Source organism: Companilactobacillus paralimentarius, from assembly GCF_963227125.1.
Classification (GTDB): Bacteria; Bacillota; Bacilli; order Lactobacillales; family Lactobacillaceae; genus Companilactobacillus; species Companilactobacillus paralimentarius.
The window spans coordinates 1,865,311-1,885,664 of the sequence record NZ_OY724131.1; the positions used below are offsets into that span (position 1 = coordinate 1,865,311).

Genomic DNA, 20,354 nt, shown 5'->3' on the forward strand with positions numbered 1-20,354 from the left:
AGCCCAATACGGCAAGCATTGTTATTGTCCCAATGGTCGATACAATTGATTGATCCTTAGTAACCTTATATAAGAACCAATAGGCATATGTTATAAATGCGGATACGGAAAAACTACTAATGAAATCACTAAAAATTATTAATTTAATTTCCCTCATATATTATTCACCTACTAAAATGAAACTGTTTTAAACTTAAGAAGCCCATTAGTTCGTAAAATTAATCTAAATACAATGGTGTAGTCCTTAACATTGTCTCTGATTATAATAATGTGTTATAGGCTTTTTATCGCATATTCATTTTTAATGAAAATAACCGCAATTTATACCATGATAAAATCTCCTTATTCTTTACACTATTTGGTGGAATAGAATGAAATCCGTTTCCCAATAATTAATTCCAAGTTTCATTGTACTAATTTAATTTTAATTAAATTAGATATATTACAAGCAATTCATTAGTTTTATATAGCGCATTTTTCAACATTTATTACCATTAATATTATTATAAAGATATCACTTGTTTTTTAATAATTCAATGAACTTATTTTTATATAGCTAATATTATTAAAAGTATTATAATAAAGCTAATAAATTATTAAAGGATGATAGCATGTTACAACTATCTAAAGGAATTATTTCAATCAACGATAATATTCTATTTACGTTCCCTAATCTAATAGTTCATTCTGATGAAATTATTGGAATCGTTGGTGATAACGGTGCAGGTAAAACTACATTTTTTAATTATATAATTGAAAATATTCGAAGAAAAAAAATAATCGAAAATTTCAATAACAAGTTAGCCACTTGGACAAAATAAATTGAATCCAAGTGATATCAGTATTTGAAGTTTATAAATATGTCTTTAAGCGCCACAGGAACTAGCAAAGAGTTCTTGTGGCGTTTTATAGTTCAATAACTTTCTAGGCATATTGTTGAGCTTAAATTCTATGTCTCTTATTACTTTTGGGCTGACTGTATCCAGTGACAGCCCTTTGGGCAAGTCACGACGTATCATTCGATTATGTACTTCATTTGTTCCACGTTCACAAGATGTATATGGGTGTGTGAAGTAAACATCCGCAACGCCAGCCATATCAGATGATAGATTAGAGAACTCAGGGCCATTGTCTGCAGTGATTGAATTGATAAGATCACCATAGTTCTTTATGATCTCTTTCATAGCATAATCTACAGAGTCGGCATCTCTACCGTCAATAAGTCTCATTATTTCAAAGCGTGTCTTACGCTCTATGAGCGTTAAGACGACACTCTCATGGCCATTTCTTTTGCCCACAATCGTGTCTATCTCAAAGTCCCCAAAGGATTCTCTGCTATCAACACTTTTAGGGCGTTTCTCAATACTACGACCAAGTAGACGCTTATGCTTTTTTGAAGTATGTTGCTTAGTCGGTCTAGTTGACTTTTCTACCAGATCAATATTCCGGATTTCAAGTCGTTGTTCATCAATATATTTGTAAAGTGTAGTAGTACAAACCATTTCATCTACTAAGAATAATTCTTCGTTCTTAGCTCGTCCAACGGCCGTATCAGGTGACCATCCATTATCTATGAACTGGCTTACAAAGAAGCCTAAAAAGGCTGTGACTTGGTCGAATTTAGAAGGACGATGGCAAAGCTTACGGTTCTTTACATACTTTTGATGTGCAGTGTCAGGAAAGTAGCAATTCAAGTGTTGAACTTTACCATTAACTTTCTTGATCTGCTCAACAGTACCTCTGTTAATTTCATTATTAATAGTCTGAGGTGAAACGCCGATAGCTTTAGCTATCTGGCGATTCGAGTAGCCAATTGAATGAAAGGAAGCAATCTTTCCACGTTCAATTTCAGTTAAATGATGTCCTTTAGGACGATTTATGATATTCTGTTCTAGCACCAAGACGAAAAACCTCTTTCATTGTTTGTGTGAGAACTCCAATGATACCTGATTTTTACGTCTTGGTGTTTTTATTTTGTCATTTTTCTAAAGTGGCTAACTTGATTATAAAATTCGCCGTCAAAAGGTAAAGTTACAATTAGCAAAAATATTATTGGGTCCACATCAATTACTAATTCTAGACGAACCTACAAATTACTTAGACTTACGGGCAAAGAAGGGACTTGAAGATTTCCTTATTAATTATCCAGGAACAATTATTTTAATTAGCCATGACATTGATTTCACAGAAAAATTGAATTTTAAAACTTACAATATAAAAAATAAAAAGCTTCTAAATCCAATTTTGAACAATCATTACTCTAGTTCTGAAGACGATAATCTACTTTTGCTGAAACAACGACTTGGAACATTCATTACCGACCCCAACATTAGTATGGAGGAAATAAAAGATTTGCAAAATAAAATAAAAAAATTGGAAACTAACAGATAATGAAAAGTGTCTAAAATATAATTAAAGAATGGTATAAAACCACGAAAAAAAGCAAAACAAATAATCCTAGTAATCAAATACAATTACTAGGATTATTGTTTCAATGCTTGAAGATTAAGTATATTTGTCTCACCTCCACAATTTACTTTTTATCTTTTTTCTTAGGTAGTTCCAATTCAAATACCAAAGGATTAGAGTCCGGCGCAATTCTTAAATTCAATTCCTTCTGGGCTCTAGTGACACCAACATAAAGGAGACGACGTTCTTCTTCAATGAAAGCCGAATAATTCTCAATCTCATTGTACATTGTGTAGAACATCTTAAATTCTTTATTCTTATTCAAAGTCTTATCCAAATTGATCGGGTTGAAAGCATTGTTATTGGTAATATCACGATATTTTTCAACATGAGCTGTCTTCAAAGCGTTCTCTAAATATTTAAAATCGTGATTATAAACTAATTTCCATTTCTGTACAAACTTATCCATTGGCATTTCAGGTGGGAACCAGCTATTCAAAATTTTACTATTGCGATCAACTTCTTTATCCGTTAACCCATAGAGATAAACATACTTGAATTCCAATCCCTTTGCCTGGTGCAATGATAAAAATTGGATTCGATTATCTTGTTTCCCCTGTTCAACTCGACTCGTAAGAATCTCTTTTTTATTTTCCTCTGCACTAAAGAAATCATCGATATTAGGATACTTCTCCAATTCTTCCAACAAATACTTCTTGATATCATTGACCTCATTTTTCGACATGAAATTCTTTTCTTCCATGTAATCAAAATATCTGTCAGTTAATTTAGTCGTGGCCTTATACAAATCTTTAATCAGACTCTGCGACAATTTTTGCTTCGTAACTTCATTGTCTGACTGTTCCATCTGTTTTTTAAAACGTTGGACACTGTTGAAATAGACTTTAACTCGCTCATCAGTCCGTTTATAAGGTGTATTGGTCGTCGCATTGTACTTCTCAGCACCTTTGAAATACTGACTCAAAGTTTCAAATTCATCTTCGGCTTTGGCCTGAACTTTTTCAGTGTGATCCTTATAAGCTCTAAAGCCAATCCGATTAGCTTGATTACTGAAATAAGAAAACTTATCCTGCCACAGAGATCTCATCAATTCCGTCACAATTCGATAGACAATATTATTCTGTAAGATAGCTCCAATATTATTGATATCGGCATAAATCTTTTGATTAGCCAACCAATCAGCCAGCAACATTCTTGAAGAATTGTAACGAACCAAAATAGCAATATCATCATTGTTGATTTTAGGATCATTAATCTGCTTGACCAGACGACGTAACATCTTAGAATCACCGCTAAAGCCTGACTTCTTGGTACTATAAAGAATAAATTTTCCCATATCTTTCTTGCCAGACAACAAATCCTTATCCAAACGAACATGATTCTTTTTAATCAGTGGAATAACTCTTTTCAAAATTTTCTCACCGGTCCGATAATTTGTTGATAAGTTTTTCTTCTGAGCCTGGGGTAAAAGCTTCTTATAATTCAAAATGAATTGTGGATTACTACCTCTGAATGAATAAATACTCTGGTCATCATCCCCGATAACAATCAAATGTTGCATCGTTTCTGGACTCAATAATTGTGAAATGATTTTCCACTGTAAGTTGTCAATATCCTGAAACTCGTCAATAACTGCAATCTTAAAGCGAGCCATAATCTGTTGATAATATTGCAAATATTCCGGTACTTGCATACTCTTTAATAACAAAAGTTTCATATCGTTAAAATCAATATAGCCATTACTATGCTTTAATTCCTGATATTTTTTTATCACATCAATATAATCTTCAAAAAAAGTTTCGTTGTGATTCTGTCTTGAGTATTGACCCATGACTTTAATCGCTTCACTCAAAGGTTTGCCGACACACTCATTAGGTAATACACCGTCACTAGTCAAATCTTGATTGATCAAATAATCATTCAGATCGAACATTTCTGACAACATCTCATCTTTGGTAATAATATTACTAGGATGTTTGATCTGATCCGATAGGTCTCGAATAAAGTAGCGATAAGACGTTAAAACCTTTGCACTGCGATATTCAGGATTCTGTCGTAACAATTGATAAAACAATGCGTGAAAAGTAGTAAATTTCGGCTTGCCACTGGATAAATTCAGTTCACTACCTTGTAACTGGTCCACAAAATTTTGATAACGTTGGCCCATGTCAATTTTAGATTTATGTGAAAAAGTAATTCCTAAAATTTCATTAGGTTCCGTCTTGCCTTCAGCTATTGCAATCAATGCCATTAAAATAAAAATAGTTGTCTTACCTGAGCCAGCACAAGCGTTAACTAAGAGTGGTCTCATAAAATCATTGTTCAGTATAGCAATCTGTTCATCTGAAAATTTCATTTTCAAATTTGATTCCATCAAATTAATTATTTCAGTTGTTGATAAATCTTGAATATTGTCGTCCCCCAATACTTCTACTTAGCTTGTAAAACTTTTAAATTTGCTTGGATATATTTCCAAAAGAGATTATTAGCACTAGAATGTTCACCCTTAACTCGAATAAAGCATAATTCATTAGCAATATTCGTTGTCAATGGAACAATCGAGAACTCTTCACTATCAAAGTTTTGAGCCGTCTTTTGCATCATAATGGAAATTCCCATATTGTTTTGGACCATCTGCATAATTAAATCGACTCTGGTTCCTTCATATGCAATTTTCGGTGTGAAGTGAGCCTGACGACAAAGTTTTATAACTGGATCATATAAGTTAGTCGATTTTCCCAAAATTAAGAATGGATCATCTTTCAATTGAGAAATAGTAAGTTTTTCCGATTTTGCCAAAGAATGCTTTCTAGGTAAAACCGCTACAAACTTATCCTTTTCAGTGACAATTCTTTCTAGATCAGGATCATCAAAATCAAAAGTTCGAGCAAAAATAATCTCACACTTACCTGACTTCAATGAAGTAATCAAATTGTAGCTTTCCTCTTCTCGCAGTTGCATGTGTACTTCAGGGTGCTTCTGTAAAAATTGGGTTATTAAAGTAAAACTTTGATAACTAGGCATTGTGGGAATGGTATGCATTTCAATTGTCAAATTCTTGGCGGCCTGAAAGTCATTTAACTTATTACTTAATTCGTTATAATCCAGTAAAATCTTCTTCGCATAAGGTAAAACAAATTCACCTTGTTGCGTCATTTCAATTTTGCGATGGGCACGCTTGAACAATGATACACCAAGTTCCTTTTCTAATGCCATGACCTGTTTAGAAATATTGCCTTGAGTGGTAAAAAGATTCTCCGCCGTATCAGTATAATTTAATGTTTTCGACAAATCGACAAAAACTTTGAGCTTCTGTAAATTCACTTATCATGCCTCACATTCCATTTTAGAATACTATATCACAGTTTTTGAATTGTTCATTGTGCCGCCAAATCTTAAAGTTGGAAATAGTTAAGTATTTGAAAGGGGTATTACAACTATGCCAACTGGTGTTATTATCAATGCTGCCTCAGTTTTGTTTGGTGGCTTACTTGGTGGGTTTTTAGGCGATAAATTTAGTGAACAATTCAAGAATGATATTACCTTAATTTTCGGTGTCTGCTCAATGGGAATGGGTATCTATTCAATCGCACCGATGAAATATATGCCTGCTGTTATCTTTGCTTTAGTAATCGGAACTGGAATAGGTTTGTGGATGCATTTAGGTCAATGGATCAATAAAGGTGCTGTTGAAATGCAAAAGCCTATTTCAAAATTATTTCCTAATTCTAAGACAGAAATGTCTCATGAAGACTTCGTCAATACTTTAGTTACCGTGATTGTACTCTTCTGTGCCAGTGGTACCGGTATTTACGGAAGTTTGGACAATGGGATGACTGGTGACACAACTATTCTGATTTCTAAATCTGTTTTGGACTTCTTTACAGCTGCTATCTTTGCCTGCAACTTAGGTTACGTAGTTTCTATTATTGCTATTCCACAATTTATTCTCTTCTATATTCTATTCTTACTAGCACGTTTCATTTTCCCACTCACAACGCCAAATATGATTCTTGATTTCAAAGCTTGTGGTGGTTTTCTAATGCTGGCAACTGGTTTCAGAATGGTAAAACTCAAGATGTTCCCAATAGCAGATATGATTCCCGCGATGGTTATCATTATGCCTTTGAGTTGGATCTGGGCTAACTGGTTCTTACCTTTGCTGTAAATTATATTCTTCGTAAGTTTGATTAAAAATAATGGCATCTATTTAGAATAAGTGTATGTTTCTTACGCTTCTAAATGGATGCCGTTTTTAGTTTCCAAAATATTTGAGACAAGTATACAAAAAATAAATAGAACTGCTCTACAATTATCTATAAGGAATGAGAGTAGTAAAAGTTTTGAAAAAAGTGGCAATACTTACACTAGTTAATCCTTAAATTTATTGGGTACATTCCAAGTTAAACAGTGAAGTGAGCCGCCAAGTACTGATATATTTCCTACTTTGACGGGAACTACGGGTTTATTAGTTTGAGCTTGAACCATTTTTAGAACTGTATGATCCTGCTTAAGTCCATACATGGGAAAATAAATTGCGTGATTGGTTTCCAACATATTAATGTATAACCCCTTGGCCGAAGCTATCTTAGAGTCGTATTGTCCCTTGCTCGTATAGGCCGACGGCAACACGATAAATTTCATTTCAGGAATCTGTTTTTTTATCTGTCGTTCAATTTTTTGTAAGAATCCAGGTTCATAACTGAAATCATTGATGAACATTTTATTCGGACTAATGAATTTTACCATCCCATCGCTATGTCCTAAAACGTCTCCAGGTTCAATTGAAATGTAGACTACTCGTTTTACCTTTAATTTATCTTTCAATTCTGAAGTTATTTCGGTCTTGGTCCAATCGGGATTATCCTGAAATACTTTTTTGGTCAGTACTACAGTTTGATCGCCATCCCACTGAGCATTTCCACCGTCCAAAACTAAGCTGGATTGACTATATTTGTATCTTCCTTTTAAAAATTTTTTAAAGCGATTATTCAAATATCTACTATCACACTTTTTTAAATAATTAGGCGAATATTTAAATTTCACCATCTTTGTCGTAACGACCGGAGCAACATCCCGTAACCAAATATCGGGATAATAGAATTTCAAAACAGAAAAAGAATCACCTTTATTCATTTTTCGTGAAAAATCATAATTAAATTTCTTCAAAGAATCATAGAATGGTTGATAATAATCGTCATTTTGATCTGGCATACTAGTATAAATTGTTTCAGCCGACACCAAATTATTAGTTCCCAAAATTGTTAACAATGCTGTTAAAGTTGCAATAATAATTTTCCTCATGATTCTGACCTCTTTTCACAAAGAGTATAACAGCAGCTTTCTTTATATATTTATATAAAAAATATATAGCCGATCTGGCACCAAAAATTAATGCTTGACAGTACAGACTATATATTTAAATAAATAATATAAATCTAATCAAATTTTCCAACATTGACTTCTGTTGACCTTTTAAATAAGTTAATCTGAAGACGAAATGGATTTCAATATTCCGCAATACATCCAAAAATAAAAACGAGGGGTGCTGATCTTGAAGAAAACAGTAACATTAATCGTTGCTATAATAGTTTTATTATTAGGCGGTTTCACTACGTATTACGTTAGCAACAAGGCCAACAATATTACTCATGAAAAAAAGATTTCTAAAATTAAAAGAACCGTTTCTCCCCAAAAACTAAGTAAATCCGAAGCAAAAAAGATCAACGATGAATTCTATAGTCACAAGATAATAAAAACAGGTGGAGAATCATGTTTTGTTGGTGAATATCCTTCTGATTTTTCCAAATTGATTAACAAATCTGAATTAGTGGTTGTTGGTGAAGTAGTCGGACTCAAAAGTCATGTTTCTAATAGCTTCCCTTATACCATTGTTAATCTGAGAGTCGATAATATTTTAAAGGGTGACCGTAAAAAGTTGAATAAGACCATTCCAATAGAAATCATGGGTGGAAATATTACTAGAAAAGAAGATGCAGCCGCCCACAACCTTAAACCCTCTGATGATAAGGATCCTAATGAAATTATCACTTTAGAGTTTACTCACTTGCCTAGGGCAGGCGAAAAAATGGCAGTGGGACTTACTAAAATTCCTAAAGGGGTAAATGGAACTCATGGGAAAACTTGGAGTGCAACTTATGCTGAAAAAAGTACCTTCTTTCAAGACTCCGATGGTAAATACCGCCGAGAATCTGAAGTATCGCCAACTACTGATAAAGGTAATCATGATTTGTCTGGGCAAAAAGAAGACGAACTAATGAATAATGAAATGAATGATTTAATTAATAAATCCCAAAATAAAAAATAAATTAAATAATGCATCTATTCAGGATAAGAGTATTACATTTTTCTGAATAGATGCATTTTTATTTTTATATTCGGTTAGTTTATAATAAATGGCGAATTTTATAATCAAGTTAGCCACTTTCAATAAAAGCTCAAAATAAAAACACCAAGACGAAAAAATCAGGTATCATTGGAGTTCCTACACAAACAATGAAAGAGGTTTTTCGTCTTGATGCAAGAAAATGATACCATAATACGACCTAAGGGACACCATTTAACTGAAATTGAACGTGGTGAAATAGCTTCGCTTCACCTTTTGGGATTCTCAAATCGTAAGATTGCTCACGCCGTTGGCGTTTGCCCTCAAACTATTAATAATGAGATCCGCAGAGGGACCGTAAGACAGGTTAAAAAGGTTAATGGAAAACAATATTTCTCTAATGATTATTACCCTGATACCGCTCAATTACGTTATGACACGCTGCGTAAGCAGTGTCATCGACCTTCTAAGTTTAATCGAGTTAAACAATTCCTAAGCTACTTTGTAGAACAGTTCAAACAGGGGTGGTCTCCAGATATAATCGCAGGTAGATCACGTGTCGATGGGTTATTCTTTAAAGATGAAATGGTATCAACTACCACTCTTTATAAGTACATCGATGAACAACGTTTAGAGATACGTAATATAGACTTAACCGACAAAATGAATAGATCTACCAAGCTACACGTTTCGAAGAAACATAAGCGTCTATTGGGTAGAAGTATCGAGGAACGTCCTGAGAGCGTTGACTTGCGAGAAGATTTTGGTGACTTTGAAATTGATACTATCGTTGGTAAGAGAAATGGTCACGAGAGCGTAGTCTTAACACTTATTGAGCGTAAATCCAGATTCGAGATAATGCGACTTATTGACGGTAGAGATGCCGACTCTGTTGATTACGCTATGGAAGAGATCAAACATAATTACGGTCACATTATCAACTCGATAACCGCAGATAATGGTCCTGAATTTGCTAATCTCGATTCTGTTATGTCTGGAGTTTCAGATGTTTATTTTGCACATCCATATACTTCCTCAGAAAGAGGAACCAATGAAGCACATAATAGAATGATTCGTCGTGACTTGCCCAAAGGGCTGTCACTCGATTCTATTGCTCCAGATTTAGTATCCTCTATTGAATCAAAGCTCAATGATATGCCTAGAAAGTTGTTGAACTACAAAACTCCACGGGAACTATTCACTAGTTTCTGTGGAGTTTAGAAATGCACTTTTCTGGCACTGATATATTTCGTATTTATTTTTTGGACAAGTGGCTAACTTGTTCTTGTAATTTTCGGTTTATAATAAATTATAAATAAACTTACTTAGGAGAATTTAATTTGAAGAATATAAAATTAATTGCAACAGATATAGATGGAACACTCTTTGATTCTAATCACGAATACAATACCCAGCGCTTAAATAATTATATTAACCAATTGCATCAACAAAATATTAAATTTTCCGTAGCCAGTGGTAACAGTTATAGTCACCTCGAACAAATTTTCCAACAAACTAATAATATCGATGCCATTGTAGCCGAAAATGGTGCTCAGATTCTAGTTGATGGCAAAACTATTTACGAAGACACTCTAAATAATGATGAATTATTCGATATTGATAAGGAACTAAATAGTAATTTAAATATTATTAGCCTCTGCTTCTCTGGTGAAAACGGAACTTACGTCAACGCCGATTCTCCGCAAACTAATGATTATTACATCAACAATCTCGTACGACTCGAAGATATGAATGATATTAACGATAAAATTTTCAAAATGAATATCCGAATTGACGACAAAGAACTCGACCCTACGGTTAAATATATTAATGATAATTATGGAGACACAATTCACGCCGCCGTAAGTGGATTTGGTAGTATTGATATCATCAGTGCTCACATCAACAAAGCCACTGGTATCAAAGAATTATGTGATTACTACAATATTTCTACTGAAAATGTCATTTCTTTTGGCGATAACGGCAATGACTTGGAAATGTTACAAGAATCTGGTATCGGCGTTGCCATGAAAAATAGTGGTAAACATATTCAAGCAGAAGCTGATATGATTTCCGTAACTGATAATGATCACGATGGAGTTCTTAACACTATTGCAGACGTACTCAGTTTAGAAGTATAAATACAAAACAATAGAGATAGGTAATCAAGTACGATTACCTATCTCTATTTTCTTTAATATTTAGTTCTTTTAATTCATATCTGGTTTTTCCATTAGCATCCAAAGTATTAAATAGACGATAATTCCTGGAAAACCTGGCGTTAAAGTTAAAATAACGTATAGAACTCGACCGATTGCTGGATTCCAATCGAAGTTTTCACAAAATCCGGCAATGACTCCACCTAATATTTGATTATCTTTAGATCTTTTAACTGGAATATGCACTATACTCTCCCCCTTTAATTTAATCTTCTGGATTTTCCATTAATAGCCAAAGTACTAAATAACCGATAACTCCTGGTAAAGGTGTCAAAGCTAAAACAACCCATAATACTCTAGCAATAGTTGAATTCCATTGGAAGTGTTCAGCTAATCCACCGACTACTCCGGCAAGTACTCTATCATTGTTGGAACGTTTAATTGGAATATGCATAATTGCTTTCCCCCTTTGTTATGTTAAATTCATCTTAATCTATTCACAAAAATAAGTACATCTAAATTGCTTACATAAAACTTACAATTATGTCACATAAAAGTATTATTTAGTTACGGTGCTTTTTTCTACAAGCCATGTATAATATAAATATAATTATATATGTTTGGGGAAAAATTTAATGAATCGTAGGAAGATTTATACTATTATCTTATCCACACTTTCAGTTTTAATATTGGGGATAATTGTTTGGCACGTTTCGAGTACTTCAACTAAAAAAACTCAGGCTGAGGCACAACAACAAGTTATCAAAAAAAAGCAGACTAAGAAGAAACTAAGGGAAAAGGCTCCCTCACCATTAAACGTCAAAGATGACAAGCACATGGTGAACTTGAAAGATTTTAAATATAACAGTGCCTCTGAAAAAAAGAAATATCCAGATTTGTACAAATATCCTAAAGCGTGGATCGTGGATGTAAGCTGATTCCTGAGACAACTTTTAAGAGAGGGTATAATGAATAAATCGTCTCTCAAAAGGAAGGAATTTTTACATGCCAACTCGTTACGACAAAGAATTCAAACAAAACATCATCAACCTATATAAGCAAGGCGAATCAGCTGCCCAACTGGCCAGAGAATATGGCATTGGCTATTCAACCGTTCATAAGTGGATCCAGGGCCAAGCCAAAACTCAATCCGGTAAATCGCCAGACGAAATTAAAGCGATGGAAAAGCGGCTGGCTTCCCTGTCTGAGGAGAACGAAATCCTAAAAAAAGCCCTGGGCTTCCTTGCGCAGAAGTAACCAATATTTTTGATTACATTCACCAAGAAAGCCATCACCACCAGGTAACTAAGATGTGCCGAATCCTCGGTGTTTCCAGAGCTCAGTATTATCGTTATCGATCCCCAAAGCCTTCAAAACGCCGGGCCGAAGATGCGGACTTAAAACAACGGATTCTGCGGATCTTTGCGGAATTTAAGCAGCGATACGGTGTTATGAAGATCCACCATGAATTGAATCTGGAACTTCAACCACTGCAGCGTCGGTGCAGCCCAAGACGGATTTCCCGGCTCATGAAGGAACTGGATATCCACTCCGTTACCGTCAATAAATGGAAAGCGGCTTCGGCTTCCAAAACCAAGGTTGAACAGCGTCCCAACTTGCTTAAGCAGGATTTCTCGACCACTGGTTTAAATCAAAAATGGACCGCTGATATGACCTATATTCAAACGAAGCGTAATGGCTGGTGTTACTTATCAACCATCATGGATCTGCACTCAAGACGAATTATCGGCTATTCATTCTCAAAAAAGATGGATACTGATTTAGTCTTAAAGACCCTGGAAAGCGCGGTTAAAAATCGAACCATTACTGGGGACCTGATTATCCACACAGACTTAGGATCACAGTACACCAGCGATGATTACAACCAACGGTTAACAGAACTACATATCCGCCACTCTTACAGCCGTAAGGGGTGTCCATACGATAATGCACCAATGGAATCTTTTCATGCTTCCCTCAAAAAGGAATGTGTTTATCCAGTGCCGGTCTTTGAGAATTATGAAACTGCCGCTGCTGTCCTTTTTGAATATGTGCATGCTTTCTACAGTAGGAAGAGAATTCATAGTTCACTGGGCTACCAGACCCCCTTACAAGTTGAAATCGCAACACTTGCGAGCCAAATGGCCGCCTGATTTAATGCTTTCCAGGGTTCAAATAAGTTATTAATCACGATTAATGATTTATTTGAGCTGTGGAAGGTAAACGCGGTTCTGAATGTCTCTTAAAACCTGTCTCAAATATTGACTTCAATCCAATTTATCGTACAGCCTAAATATCAAACACAAAAAGCGTAATCACCCCAAAGTGATTACACTTTTTTTATGCTCCAATCAGTTTTTTTAAAGCTTGTAAATTTTGGTTAAACGCCTTTTTAGTAATTGAAGCAATCAAAGCTTTTGGCAAACTAAAATTATTCAACACATAAAGGGTCTCTGTTACTAATACATGGCCATCAGTTTGGAAAATTTGAAAAACTAATTGATATTCTAGTTTTCCACCCCTACTTACATAAACTACTTCATTATCAGTTTGTTCAACTGTTACAATTTCATCTTGATTTACAGCTGGTTCATTACGATGAATTGCGAATTCATCAGTGACAACTTCAGTAACTTCCGAAATGGCATAATTCCATTTAGTTAACGTAAAAGCATTTGCCAAAATATCCGTCACTGTTTTAAGATCAGAGTTGATTTCAATACTATTAGTAAATAATTTTTTCATAAGAGCATCCCCTATCTAATTTATAGAGTCATCTTACGAAATTTGGTCTCAAATTAAAAATCAGTATTCTGATATTTTAAAATTTTTCAAAAATATTTTCACCGTACAGTTCTGTAAACAAATCCTTACGTCTATTAGCTTCTAGACGTTCATCATCATTGTGAGCTACCAATGCCAAACGAGCCAACAGAAAATAACAATTGGCTAACATATAATGAGAATTATGCTTTGCGATAAAGCCAATTCCATCGGCTATATAGGCAGTCGAATCTTGATAATCATTCAGTTTGAAATAAATCAATGCAGCCAAGTAATAAAGAGCATTTTGATTTTCTTCATAAGAAAATTCATCCCAATTTCTAAAAGCCTTATTAATATATTCCTCTGCCAAATCTTTTTGATTCTCCAAACTATGAACATAACCAATAGCCATATATGCCAAACGTCCCAAAGTGTTTGGATGTTTAGAATTAACCTCTGCCAGTGATAAATCCAATGACCGTTTAGCTTCAGAAATAGCATTGGTCTGTAACTGAGCCACTCCTAAATAGTAGTAATAAGCTTGCATTTGTAAACTAGTCTTCAAATTATTCAAAACTTTATCCTGCATCAAAAAATCATACAATTCCTGATACTGATGATTGTTACAGAGATCATCCACCTTATCATTGAAATTGTACTTTGAACTAATAGGAAAATTGGTTGCCAAACTAACTTGGTCCAGACTTACTTCCAATTTAGTGGCTAACTTGATCAATAAATTAGCATTAGGAACATAAACGTTATTTTCAATAGCTGACAACATCGATTGAGCACAAATACCCTCTGCTAATTCTTTTTGCGTAAGTTTCCTATCTTTTCGCAGTTCTTTGATAACTGTCCCTAAATCTTTCATATATATCCCTGACTTTGCTTTACTTGTTATCTCTATTTTAAAATAAATTTTGTAAAATGTATTATCTTTCGTTACAAAAAAACGTCTAGAAATTATTCTAGACGTCTTTTTGGTGGTAGTTTAAAGCCTTCTCTTTTGATACTCGATAATCTGCTAATTTTGGTCTTTGGGGATTGTGGTATTTATTTTTATCCTCAAGTATGCAGCAAACAGGTTCCGAATGACAGCTTCCTGTGCTTTGCTACAGAATCTAACCGTCATTCTCCACCCCCTCTCTAATTTAAAACGAGTTCCACAATGGCAACCTCTTCCGGCTTACTACAGTAATGAAATCATACGCACAGTTCGCGTATAATTCCATTACTTAGGTAAGTCCTCATAGGCTAACCGCCCTTGTTCCACCCTCTAATTCAATACTTTATAATTCCAAGCTGGTTGTTCGTATCCGTGGAATTCATTCTTAATAACTTTGGCAATATCTTTTGATTGATATGCTTTAACGATCTTCTTGTATGTAGGATTATCTTTGTCTTTCTTATTAGCTGAAATAATATTTACATATGGTTTTGACTTAGCTGTGATTTTTTCTCTATAAACGGCTGTCTTAGGATCTAGTTTTGAATCGTTAGCAACTCCACTATTAACTACTGAAGCTGTAACATCATCCATTGATTTGGCCGTTTGGGCAGCATCTAATGGTGTGATTTTTAGGTTCAACTTGTTTTCTGTAATATCCTTTAAACCAGGAACTTTGGCGTTATCCAACTTAATCAAGCCAGCACTTTCTAGTAATGTCAATCCACGGGCTTCATTTGTGGCATCGTTGGCAACGGCAATTTTATCACCATTCTTGATTTGACTAACTTTCTTGATCTTCTTTGAATATAGAGCCATTGGTGCAATTACAGTTGAACCGATTGAAACGATATGTGTCTTATGTTTTTTGTTCCAATCATTTTGGAAGATAACTGTTTGGAAGGCATTCAAATCAATTTCACCTTGATCCAAAGCAGTATTTGGTTGACTGTAATCTGAAAATTCAACAATTTTAATGTTGATACCCTCTTTTTTGACTTTCTTAGCGACGGCTTTTAATACCTCATCATCAGAACCTGTAATACCTATTTTTACAGTCTTTTCTTTGGTTGAACTGGCTGAAGAATTACTTCCACAACCTGCTAACAAGAACAAACTGAATGTGGCAACAACTAGCAAAAAAATAGCTTTAATTTTATTATTTTTCATAATGAAACTCCTCCTCTTATTTAAAACCCCTATATACAAAAAGACGCTCCTAACTAGACATCATTTGTCTAAGATAGAAGCGCCTTTTGCGCGGTACCATTCTATTTTAAAAGCAAACTCACATCTGCTTTCCTTAATAACATGCATTGCATGCGTGTACGATAATGGGTACCGACCATCATCCCTTAAAAAATTCAGGGATACCAATCACGGATCATTTTCACTTATTATTTTGTCCCCATCTCAGCACCTGAGGCTTTCTGTACAAAACTTAATAAGTTACTTTTCCGATCAACTTGTTATCTAATGTTCAAGTTTACGAACAGCAAAATCGCCAAGTCCTTGAATAACGAATACTAAAACTAAAATAAATAACATAGATACAATAGTTACATCATTTTCAAATCTTTGATAACCAACAGAGATGGCCATATTACCAAGACCACCACCACCAACAGCACCGGCCATGGCAGTTAAACCAATTAAACTAATAATTGTTAGAGTTCCTGAACGGATCAATTCTGGTAGACCTTCACGCAAGTAAACTCTAAAAATAATTTTAATTGGTGAAAGACCGATTGCCTCGGCAGCTTCGATCACACCATGATCAACTTCAACTAATGCTAATTGGACTTGTCTAGCAAAGAATGGTGCTGTTCCGATAACTAATGGTACCAATGCACCAGTAGGTCCAATTGTTTGACCAACGATCAACTTTGTAAATGGTCCAATTACGGCCAATAGAATAATAAATGGTATTGATCTAAATAGGTTAACCAACTTATCTAAACAAGTGTAAAAAGTTTTATGTGGAGTAATTCCATCATCAGCTGTAACAACTAGCAGAATTCCTAAGATAATTCCGATAATTCCAGCAAATAATGCACTGACAAATGTCATATAAAGTGTTTGCCAAATGGCTACTACAAAACCATTGTCACCTTCCCAATTAGCTACGACGTTAGGAAGAAATTTATTTACTAAATCTGCCATGAATTATTCGCCCTCTTTCTTTAAAGATATTTCTTTAACATTAACTTTCAAACTATTTAAGTATTGAATAGCTTGTTCAACTTTGTCATCGTCACCCGTCAAAGCAAACAACATAATTCCGACTGTGGTACTCTGCAATCTTTCAATATTACTGAAAAGAATATTAGCTTCAACTTGGAAACGTTTATAAAGTTCAACAACGATTGGTTCATTAGTTGAATCACCGATATAATTCAATTCGATCAGGCGACCAGAAAGTTTATCAACAATTCCACTACTTCTGATTTCATCAAGAACTGAACCGATATGAGTAGATGTATTAACAAAGTCTTTTGTAAGTTGTTGCTTAGGATTACCGAAGATTGAAAGTAAACTACCTTCTTCAATCAATTCACCATTCTCCATAACCGCAACACGATTACATACTTGTTTGATAGCATCCATTTCATGTGTGATGATAACGATCGTGATACCTAATTCCTCATTCAAACGTCCTAGTAGATTCAAAATTTCAGTGGTAGTTTTTGGATCCAAAGCACTAGTGGCTTCATCTGAAATCAAAATTTCGGGATCATTTGCTAAAGCACGAGCAATCGCAACACGTTGTTTTTGACCACCTGATAATTGAGATGGATAGTTCTTAGCACGATCAGATAGACCAACTATATCCAACAATTTATCAATTTTTTGTTTACGTTCAGCCTTACTCAATCCTGAATCACGTAGTGGAAAATCAACATTTCCATAAACGGTTAATGAATTCATCAAATTAAAATGTTGAAAAATCATTCCAATATTGCGACGTGCTTTACGTAAATCCTTAGCACTCAATTGTGTTAAGTTTTGGTCATTAACTACAACTGTTCCAGAAGTTGGTTTTTGTAATAAATTGATTACACGAACCAAAGTACTTTTTCCGGCACCAGAGTATCCAATAACACCAAACACATCACCTTTATTAACATTAATCGAAACGTCTTTCACAGCTTCAATTGTCTTGCCTTCATTATGAAAAGTAACATCAATATCTTTTAGCTGAATTATCCCATTTTGTTCTGCCATATAATAATTACTCCCTTAATTTACCCAAGAATTGATCAAAGAAATCAATGAAATCTAGGTAATCTTTAATTCTAATATTTTCGTTAGGGGCATGATTGCCAGCCTTAGAATAACTTACACCAGTTGAAACAATTGAGGCATGAGTATATTCATTTAATAAGTACATTGGACCAGTACCAGGACTTGATGGTAAAGCCTCAACTTTATCAGCTCCACCAAAGAAATCTTCGGCGGTTCCAATTAACTTGTTAACGATTGGACTGTCCAGATCCCAACGATAACCCTTTTCACCCAATAGATACTTAACCTTAATATCTTTAAAACCTTGATCATTCAAATATTTAGTTAACTTATCAAAAAGATCATGTGGATCTTGATTAGGTACCAATCTGAATTCCAATTTAGCCTTAGCAGCTTTAGGAGTAACAGTTTTTACTCCTTCGCCTTCCCAACCACTGCTAATTCCTTCTATATTAATAGTAGGATTAAATGTCAAATTGTAATTAACTGACTTGTTCTTCAACAATGGTACTTGTAAGTCCCATTTAGATTTCAAATCAGGTGTAGTAGCTTTATTAACTAAATCAATTTCTCTTTGAGAAGGTTCAACAACATCATCGTAGAAACCAGGAATCTTAATATCACCTTCTGGAGTTCTCAAAGCATCTAATGCTTGAGCTAATCTCCATGTAGCTGAATCAACTACAGCAGCAAATGATGAATGAAGATCAATATTGGCAGAAGTTGCTTCTAGTTCAAAACATAAAACACCTTTATTACCACCAGTGAAATTAAATTGTTCTTTTTCATTCTTGTATCCTGACTCCCAAATTATCAAATCAGCAGATAACTTATCGGAATATTTCTTCAAATAATCTTCCAAGTGACGGCTAGCAACTTCCTCTTGTCCTTCAACTAAGAATTTAATATTACAAGGTAAGTCACCATGTTCTTGACGATAAATCTTCAAAGCAGTAATTCGACTGATCAAATCAGCTTTACAATCGGAAACTCCACGTCCAATGAACTTATCATCAGTGATCTTTAACTCAAAAGGATCTGAGTTCCAAAGTTCTACTGGTTCTTCCGGTTGAACATCGTAATGATTGTAAATAAGAATTGTGGTATTACTTGGCTTCTTAGGTTTAATTTCGGCAAAAACAACTGGATATTCATATTCATCCCAAACCGTTGCATCTGCTCCAAAGTCTTGTAGTAAATTCTTAAGGAATTCGGCTGTCTCAGTAATGGATTGATTCTTTGCTGAAACGGATGGTAGTGCAATATATTGTTTTAAATCTTCAATCGACTTCTGAATTAATGGATCTGATAATTTTGACATATGAAAACCTCCTCAAATTTTTAAAACATTTTACTTATTCCAAGCTGGTACAGCACTTTCGCCGTAAACCTTCTTGATTTCTTTAGCAACTGACTTTGTTTGGAATGCCTTAACGACTTTTTTGTAAGTCTTATTATCTTTGTTCTTCTTTTGAGTAACAATGATATTAATCCAAGGTTGTGATTTCTTGTTAACTTTTTCAGTTACAACAGCCTTTGATGGATCAAGCTTAGCATCACTAGCAACATTACCATTGACGATTGCGGCATCGACATCATCTAATGAACGAGCTGTTTGTGCAGCATCAAGTGTTGTAAACTTCAAGTTCAATTTGTTTTCCTTGATGTTCTTTGTTGATGGTAACTTAACACCACTATCAAGTTTCAAAAGTCCATTAGCTTCTAGCAATTGTAATGCACGAGCTTCATTAGAAGCATCATTAGGAATAGCAATTTTAGCGCCATTCTTTAATTGACTAAGCTTTGTGATCTTGTGTGAATATAGAGCCATTGGTTGAATAACTGTTTTACCAATTGATACTAGATCAGAATGATGTGCCTTGTTCCATGAATTTAAGAAGAATGTGTGTTGGTAAGCGTTGATATCAACTTCCCCTTGAACCAAAGCCGTATTAGGTTGATTGTAATCATTAAATTCAACGACCTTTAGGTTGATACCTTCACTCTTTACATTTTTCTTTACTACTTTCCAAATTGCAGCATCTGAAGGATTGATTCCGACTTTAACTGTTTGTTCCTTGTTTTGGTTACCACAACCAGCTAATACAAAAATAAATAATGCTGTAAAAGCTAATAGGATTACCTTACCCAAATTCTTAAATTTACTCATTTTTTTCCCACCTTACTTGTTTCTTAACTAACCAAAAATATCTATAAAAACAAAAAAGCCACTTCCAAACATGAACAGACTATGTTCATGTTTAGAAGCGGCTATTGCGCGGTACCATTCTAATTCGGAATAAATTTACACTTATCCCCTTAACAACGTACAAAATTTCTATACGCGTGTACTGTAAAGGGTACCAACCATTGCATCTTTATCCGAAAGGATTCAGCGCACCAATCACGGGTCATTTTCATTCAAATCGTCGCCCTCATCTCAGCAAATAGAGGTTTT

The 20,354-nt window shown here is 34.5% G+C and carries 22 protein-coding genes and 1 other annotated feature; of the genes, 9 read left to right on the plus strand and 13 right to left on the minus strand.

Annotated elements, in window-relative coordinates:
* Window positions 1-611 precede the first annotated feature (611 nt).
* Window positions 612-821, plus strand: a complete 210-nt coding sequence (locus ACI6PB_RS09035; protein WP_056955873.1) for an ATP-binding cassette domain-containing protein — start codon at window positions 612-614, stop codon at window positions 819-821.
* A 45-nt stretch (window positions 822-866) separates the two neighbouring features.
* Here the strand turns inward: ACI6PB_RS09035 and ACI6PB_RS09040 are convergent, their stop codons facing one another.
* On the minus strand, window positions 867-1,901 hold the full coding sequence (locus tag ACI6PB_RS09040) for an IS30 family transposase (protein WP_059075255.1): 1,035 nt from the start codon (window positions 1,899-1,901) through the stop codon (window positions 867-869).
* A gap of 151 nt (window positions 1,902-2,052) precedes the next feature.
* On the opposite strand from ACI6PB_RS09040, the gene ACI6PB_RS09045 reads away from it, so the two are divergent.
* Window positions 2,053-2,391, plus strand: coding sequence for a hypothetical protein (locus tag ACI6PB_RS09045; protein ID WP_056955994.1), 339 nt, complete (start codon window positions 2,053-2,055; stop codon window positions 2,389-2,391).
* 142 nt (window positions 2,392-2,533) lie between these two features.
* Here ACI6PB_RS09045 and ACI6PB_RS09050 read toward each other — a convergent pair whose 3' ends face one another.
* The gene (locus tag ACI6PB_RS09050; RefSeq protein ID WP_404351245.1) at window positions 2,534-4,786 is read right to left on the minus strand and encodes a UvrD-helicase domain-containing protein; all 2,253 of its coding nucleotides are present in this window, start codon (window positions 4,784-4,786) and stop codon (window positions 2,534-2,536) included.
* 74 nt (window positions 4,787-4,860) lie between these two features.
* Complete coding sequence (locus ACI6PB_RS09055; protein WP_404327331.1) at window positions 4,861-5,754, minus strand: LysR family transcriptional regulator; 894 nt, start codon at window positions 5,752-5,754, stop codon at window positions 4,861-4,863.
* A 115-nt stretch (window positions 5,755-5,869) separates the two neighbouring features.
* On the opposite strand from ACI6PB_RS09055, the gene ACI6PB_RS09060 reads away from it, so the two are divergent.
* Complete coding sequence (locus ACI6PB_RS09060; RefSeq protein ID WP_025086228.1) at window positions 5,870-6,598, plus strand: DUF554 domain-containing protein; 729 nt, start codon at window positions 5,870-5,872, stop codon at window positions 6,596-6,598.
* A 203-nt stretch (window positions 6,599-6,801) separates the two neighbouring features.
* Here ACI6PB_RS09060 and ACI6PB_RS09065 read toward each other — a convergent pair whose 3' ends face one another.
* The gene (locus tag ACI6PB_RS09065; protein ID WP_404327332.1) at window positions 6,802-7,734 is read right to left on the minus strand and encodes an agmatine deiminase family protein; all 933 of its coding nucleotides are present in this window, start codon (window positions 7,732-7,734) and stop codon (window positions 6,802-6,804) included.
* A 250-nt stretch (window positions 7,735-7,984) separates the two neighbouring features.
* Here ACI6PB_RS09065 and ACI6PB_RS09070 point away from each other — a divergent pair, with 250 nt between their 5' ends.
* The 3 genes from ACI6PB_RS09070 to ACI6PB_RS09080 all read left to right on the plus strand — a co-directional run bounded on the left by ACI6PB_RS09070 (window position 7,985) and on the right by ACI6PB_RS09080 (window position 10,917).
* The gene (locus ACI6PB_RS09070; RefSeq protein WP_056955993.1) at window positions 7,985-8,758 is read left to right on the plus strand and encodes a hypothetical protein; all 774 of its coding nucleotides are present in this window, start codon (window positions 7,985-7,987) and stop codon (window positions 8,756-8,758) included.
* A gap of 210 nt (window positions 8,759-8,968) precedes the next feature.
* Window positions 8,969-9,997 (plus strand): IS30 family transposase, encoded by a 1,029-nt coding sequence (locus tag ACI6PB_RS09075; RefSeq protein ID WP_041501690.1) that lies wholly within the window; start codon window positions 8,969-8,971, stop codon window positions 9,995-9,997.
* Window positions 9,998-10,116: 119 nt separating this feature from the next.
* The gene (locus tag ACI6PB_RS09080; RefSeq protein WP_404327333.1) at window positions 10,117-10,917 is read left to right on the plus strand and encodes an HAD family hydrolase; all 801 of its coding nucleotides are present in this window, start codon (window positions 10,117-10,119) and stop codon (window positions 10,915-10,917) included.
* Window positions 10,918-10,986: 69 nt separating this feature from the next.
* Here ACI6PB_RS09080 and ACI6PB_RS09085 read toward each other — a convergent pair whose 3' ends face one another.
* A complete protein-coding gene (locus tag ACI6PB_RS09085; protein WP_025086419.1) occupies window positions 10,987-11,181 on the minus strand; it encodes a PspC domain-containing protein in 195 nt (64 codons plus the stop codon).
* Window positions 11,182-11,200: 19 nt separating this feature from the next.
* On the minus strand, window positions 11,201-11,389 hold the full coding sequence (locus ACI6PB_RS09090; protein ID WP_025086418.1) for a PspC domain-containing protein: 189 nt from the start codon (window positions 11,387-11,389) through the stop codon (window positions 11,201-11,203).
* 181 nt (window positions 11,390-11,570) lie between these two features.
* Here ACI6PB_RS09090 and ACI6PB_RS09095 point away from each other — a divergent pair, with 181 nt between their 5' ends.
* From ACI6PB_RS09095 to ACI6PB_RS09105, 3 genes are all read left to right on the plus strand, one after another.
* Window positions 11,571-11,873, plus strand: a complete 303-nt coding sequence (locus tag ACI6PB_RS09095; protein ID WP_404351055.1) for a hypothetical protein — start codon at window positions 11,571-11,573, stop codon at window positions 11,871-11,873.
* Between the two features lie 67 nt (window positions 11,874-11,940).
* Complete coding sequence (locus ACI6PB_RS09100) at window positions 11,941-12,192, plus strand: IS3 family transposase (protein ID WP_002816285.1); 252 nt, start codon at window positions 11,941-11,943, stop codon at window positions 12,190-12,192.
* A 17-nt stretch (window positions 12,193-12,209) separates the two neighbouring features.
* Entirely contained in the window at window positions 12,210-13,088 is an 879-nt protein-coding gene (locus ACI6PB_RS09105; RefSeq protein WP_404327966.1) for an IS3 family transposase, read from the plus strand.
* A 187-nt stretch (window positions 13,089-13,275) separates the two neighbouring features.
* Here ACI6PB_RS09105 and ACI6PB_RS09110 read toward each other — a convergent pair whose 3' ends face one another.
* The 7 genes from ACI6PB_RS09110 to ACI6PB_RS09140 all read right to left on the minus strand — a co-directional run bounded on the left by ACI6PB_RS09110 (window position 13,276) and on the right by ACI6PB_RS09140 (window position 20,066).
* Complete coding sequence (locus tag ACI6PB_RS09110; RefSeq protein WP_404327335.1) at window positions 13,276-13,680, minus strand: hypothetical protein; 405 nt, start codon at window positions 13,678-13,680, stop codon at window positions 13,276-13,278.
* A gap of 76 nt (window positions 13,681-13,756) precedes the next feature.
* A complete protein-coding gene (locus ACI6PB_RS09115; protein WP_025086128.1) occupies window positions 13,757-14,575 on the minus strand; it encodes a helix-turn-helix domain-containing protein in 819 nt (272 codons plus the stop codon).
* 405 nt (window positions 14,576-14,980) lie between these two features.
* Window positions 14,981-15,805, minus strand: coding sequence for a MetQ/NlpA family ABC transporter substrate-binding protein (locus ACI6PB_RS09120; protein ID WP_025086129.1), 825 nt, complete (start codon window positions 15,803-15,805; stop codon window positions 14,981-14,983).
* A gap of 87 nt (window positions 15,806-15,892) precedes the next feature.
* Window positions 15,893-16,124, minus strand: a binding site (T-box leader).
* Window positions 16,124-16,813, minus strand: a complete 690-nt coding sequence (locus ACI6PB_RS09125; protein ID WP_025086130.1) for a methionine ABC transporter permease — start codon at window positions 16,811-16,813, stop codon at window positions 16,124-16,126. (Overlaps the previous feature by 1 nt.)
* Window positions 16,814-16,816: 3 nt before the next feature.
* Complete coding sequence (locus ACI6PB_RS09130) at window positions 16,817-17,875, minus strand: methionine ABC transporter ATP-binding protein (RefSeq protein ID WP_034544406.1); 1,059 nt, start codon at window positions 17,873-17,875, stop codon at window positions 16,817-16,819.
* Window positions 17,876-17,882: 7 nt separating this feature from the next.
* Window positions 17,883-19,217 (minus strand): M20/M25/M40 family metallo-hydrolase, encoded by a 1,335-nt coding sequence (locus ACI6PB_RS09135; RefSeq protein ID WP_025086132.1) that lies wholly within the window; start codon window positions 19,215-19,217, stop codon window positions 17,883-17,885.
* 30 nt (window positions 19,218-19,247) lie between these two features.
* Entirely contained in the window at window positions 19,248-20,066 is an 819-nt protein-coding gene (locus ACI6PB_RS09140) for a MetQ/NlpA family ABC transporter substrate-binding protein (RefSeq protein WP_025086133.1), read from the minus strand.
* Window positions 20,067-20,354 lie beyond the last annotated feature (288 nt).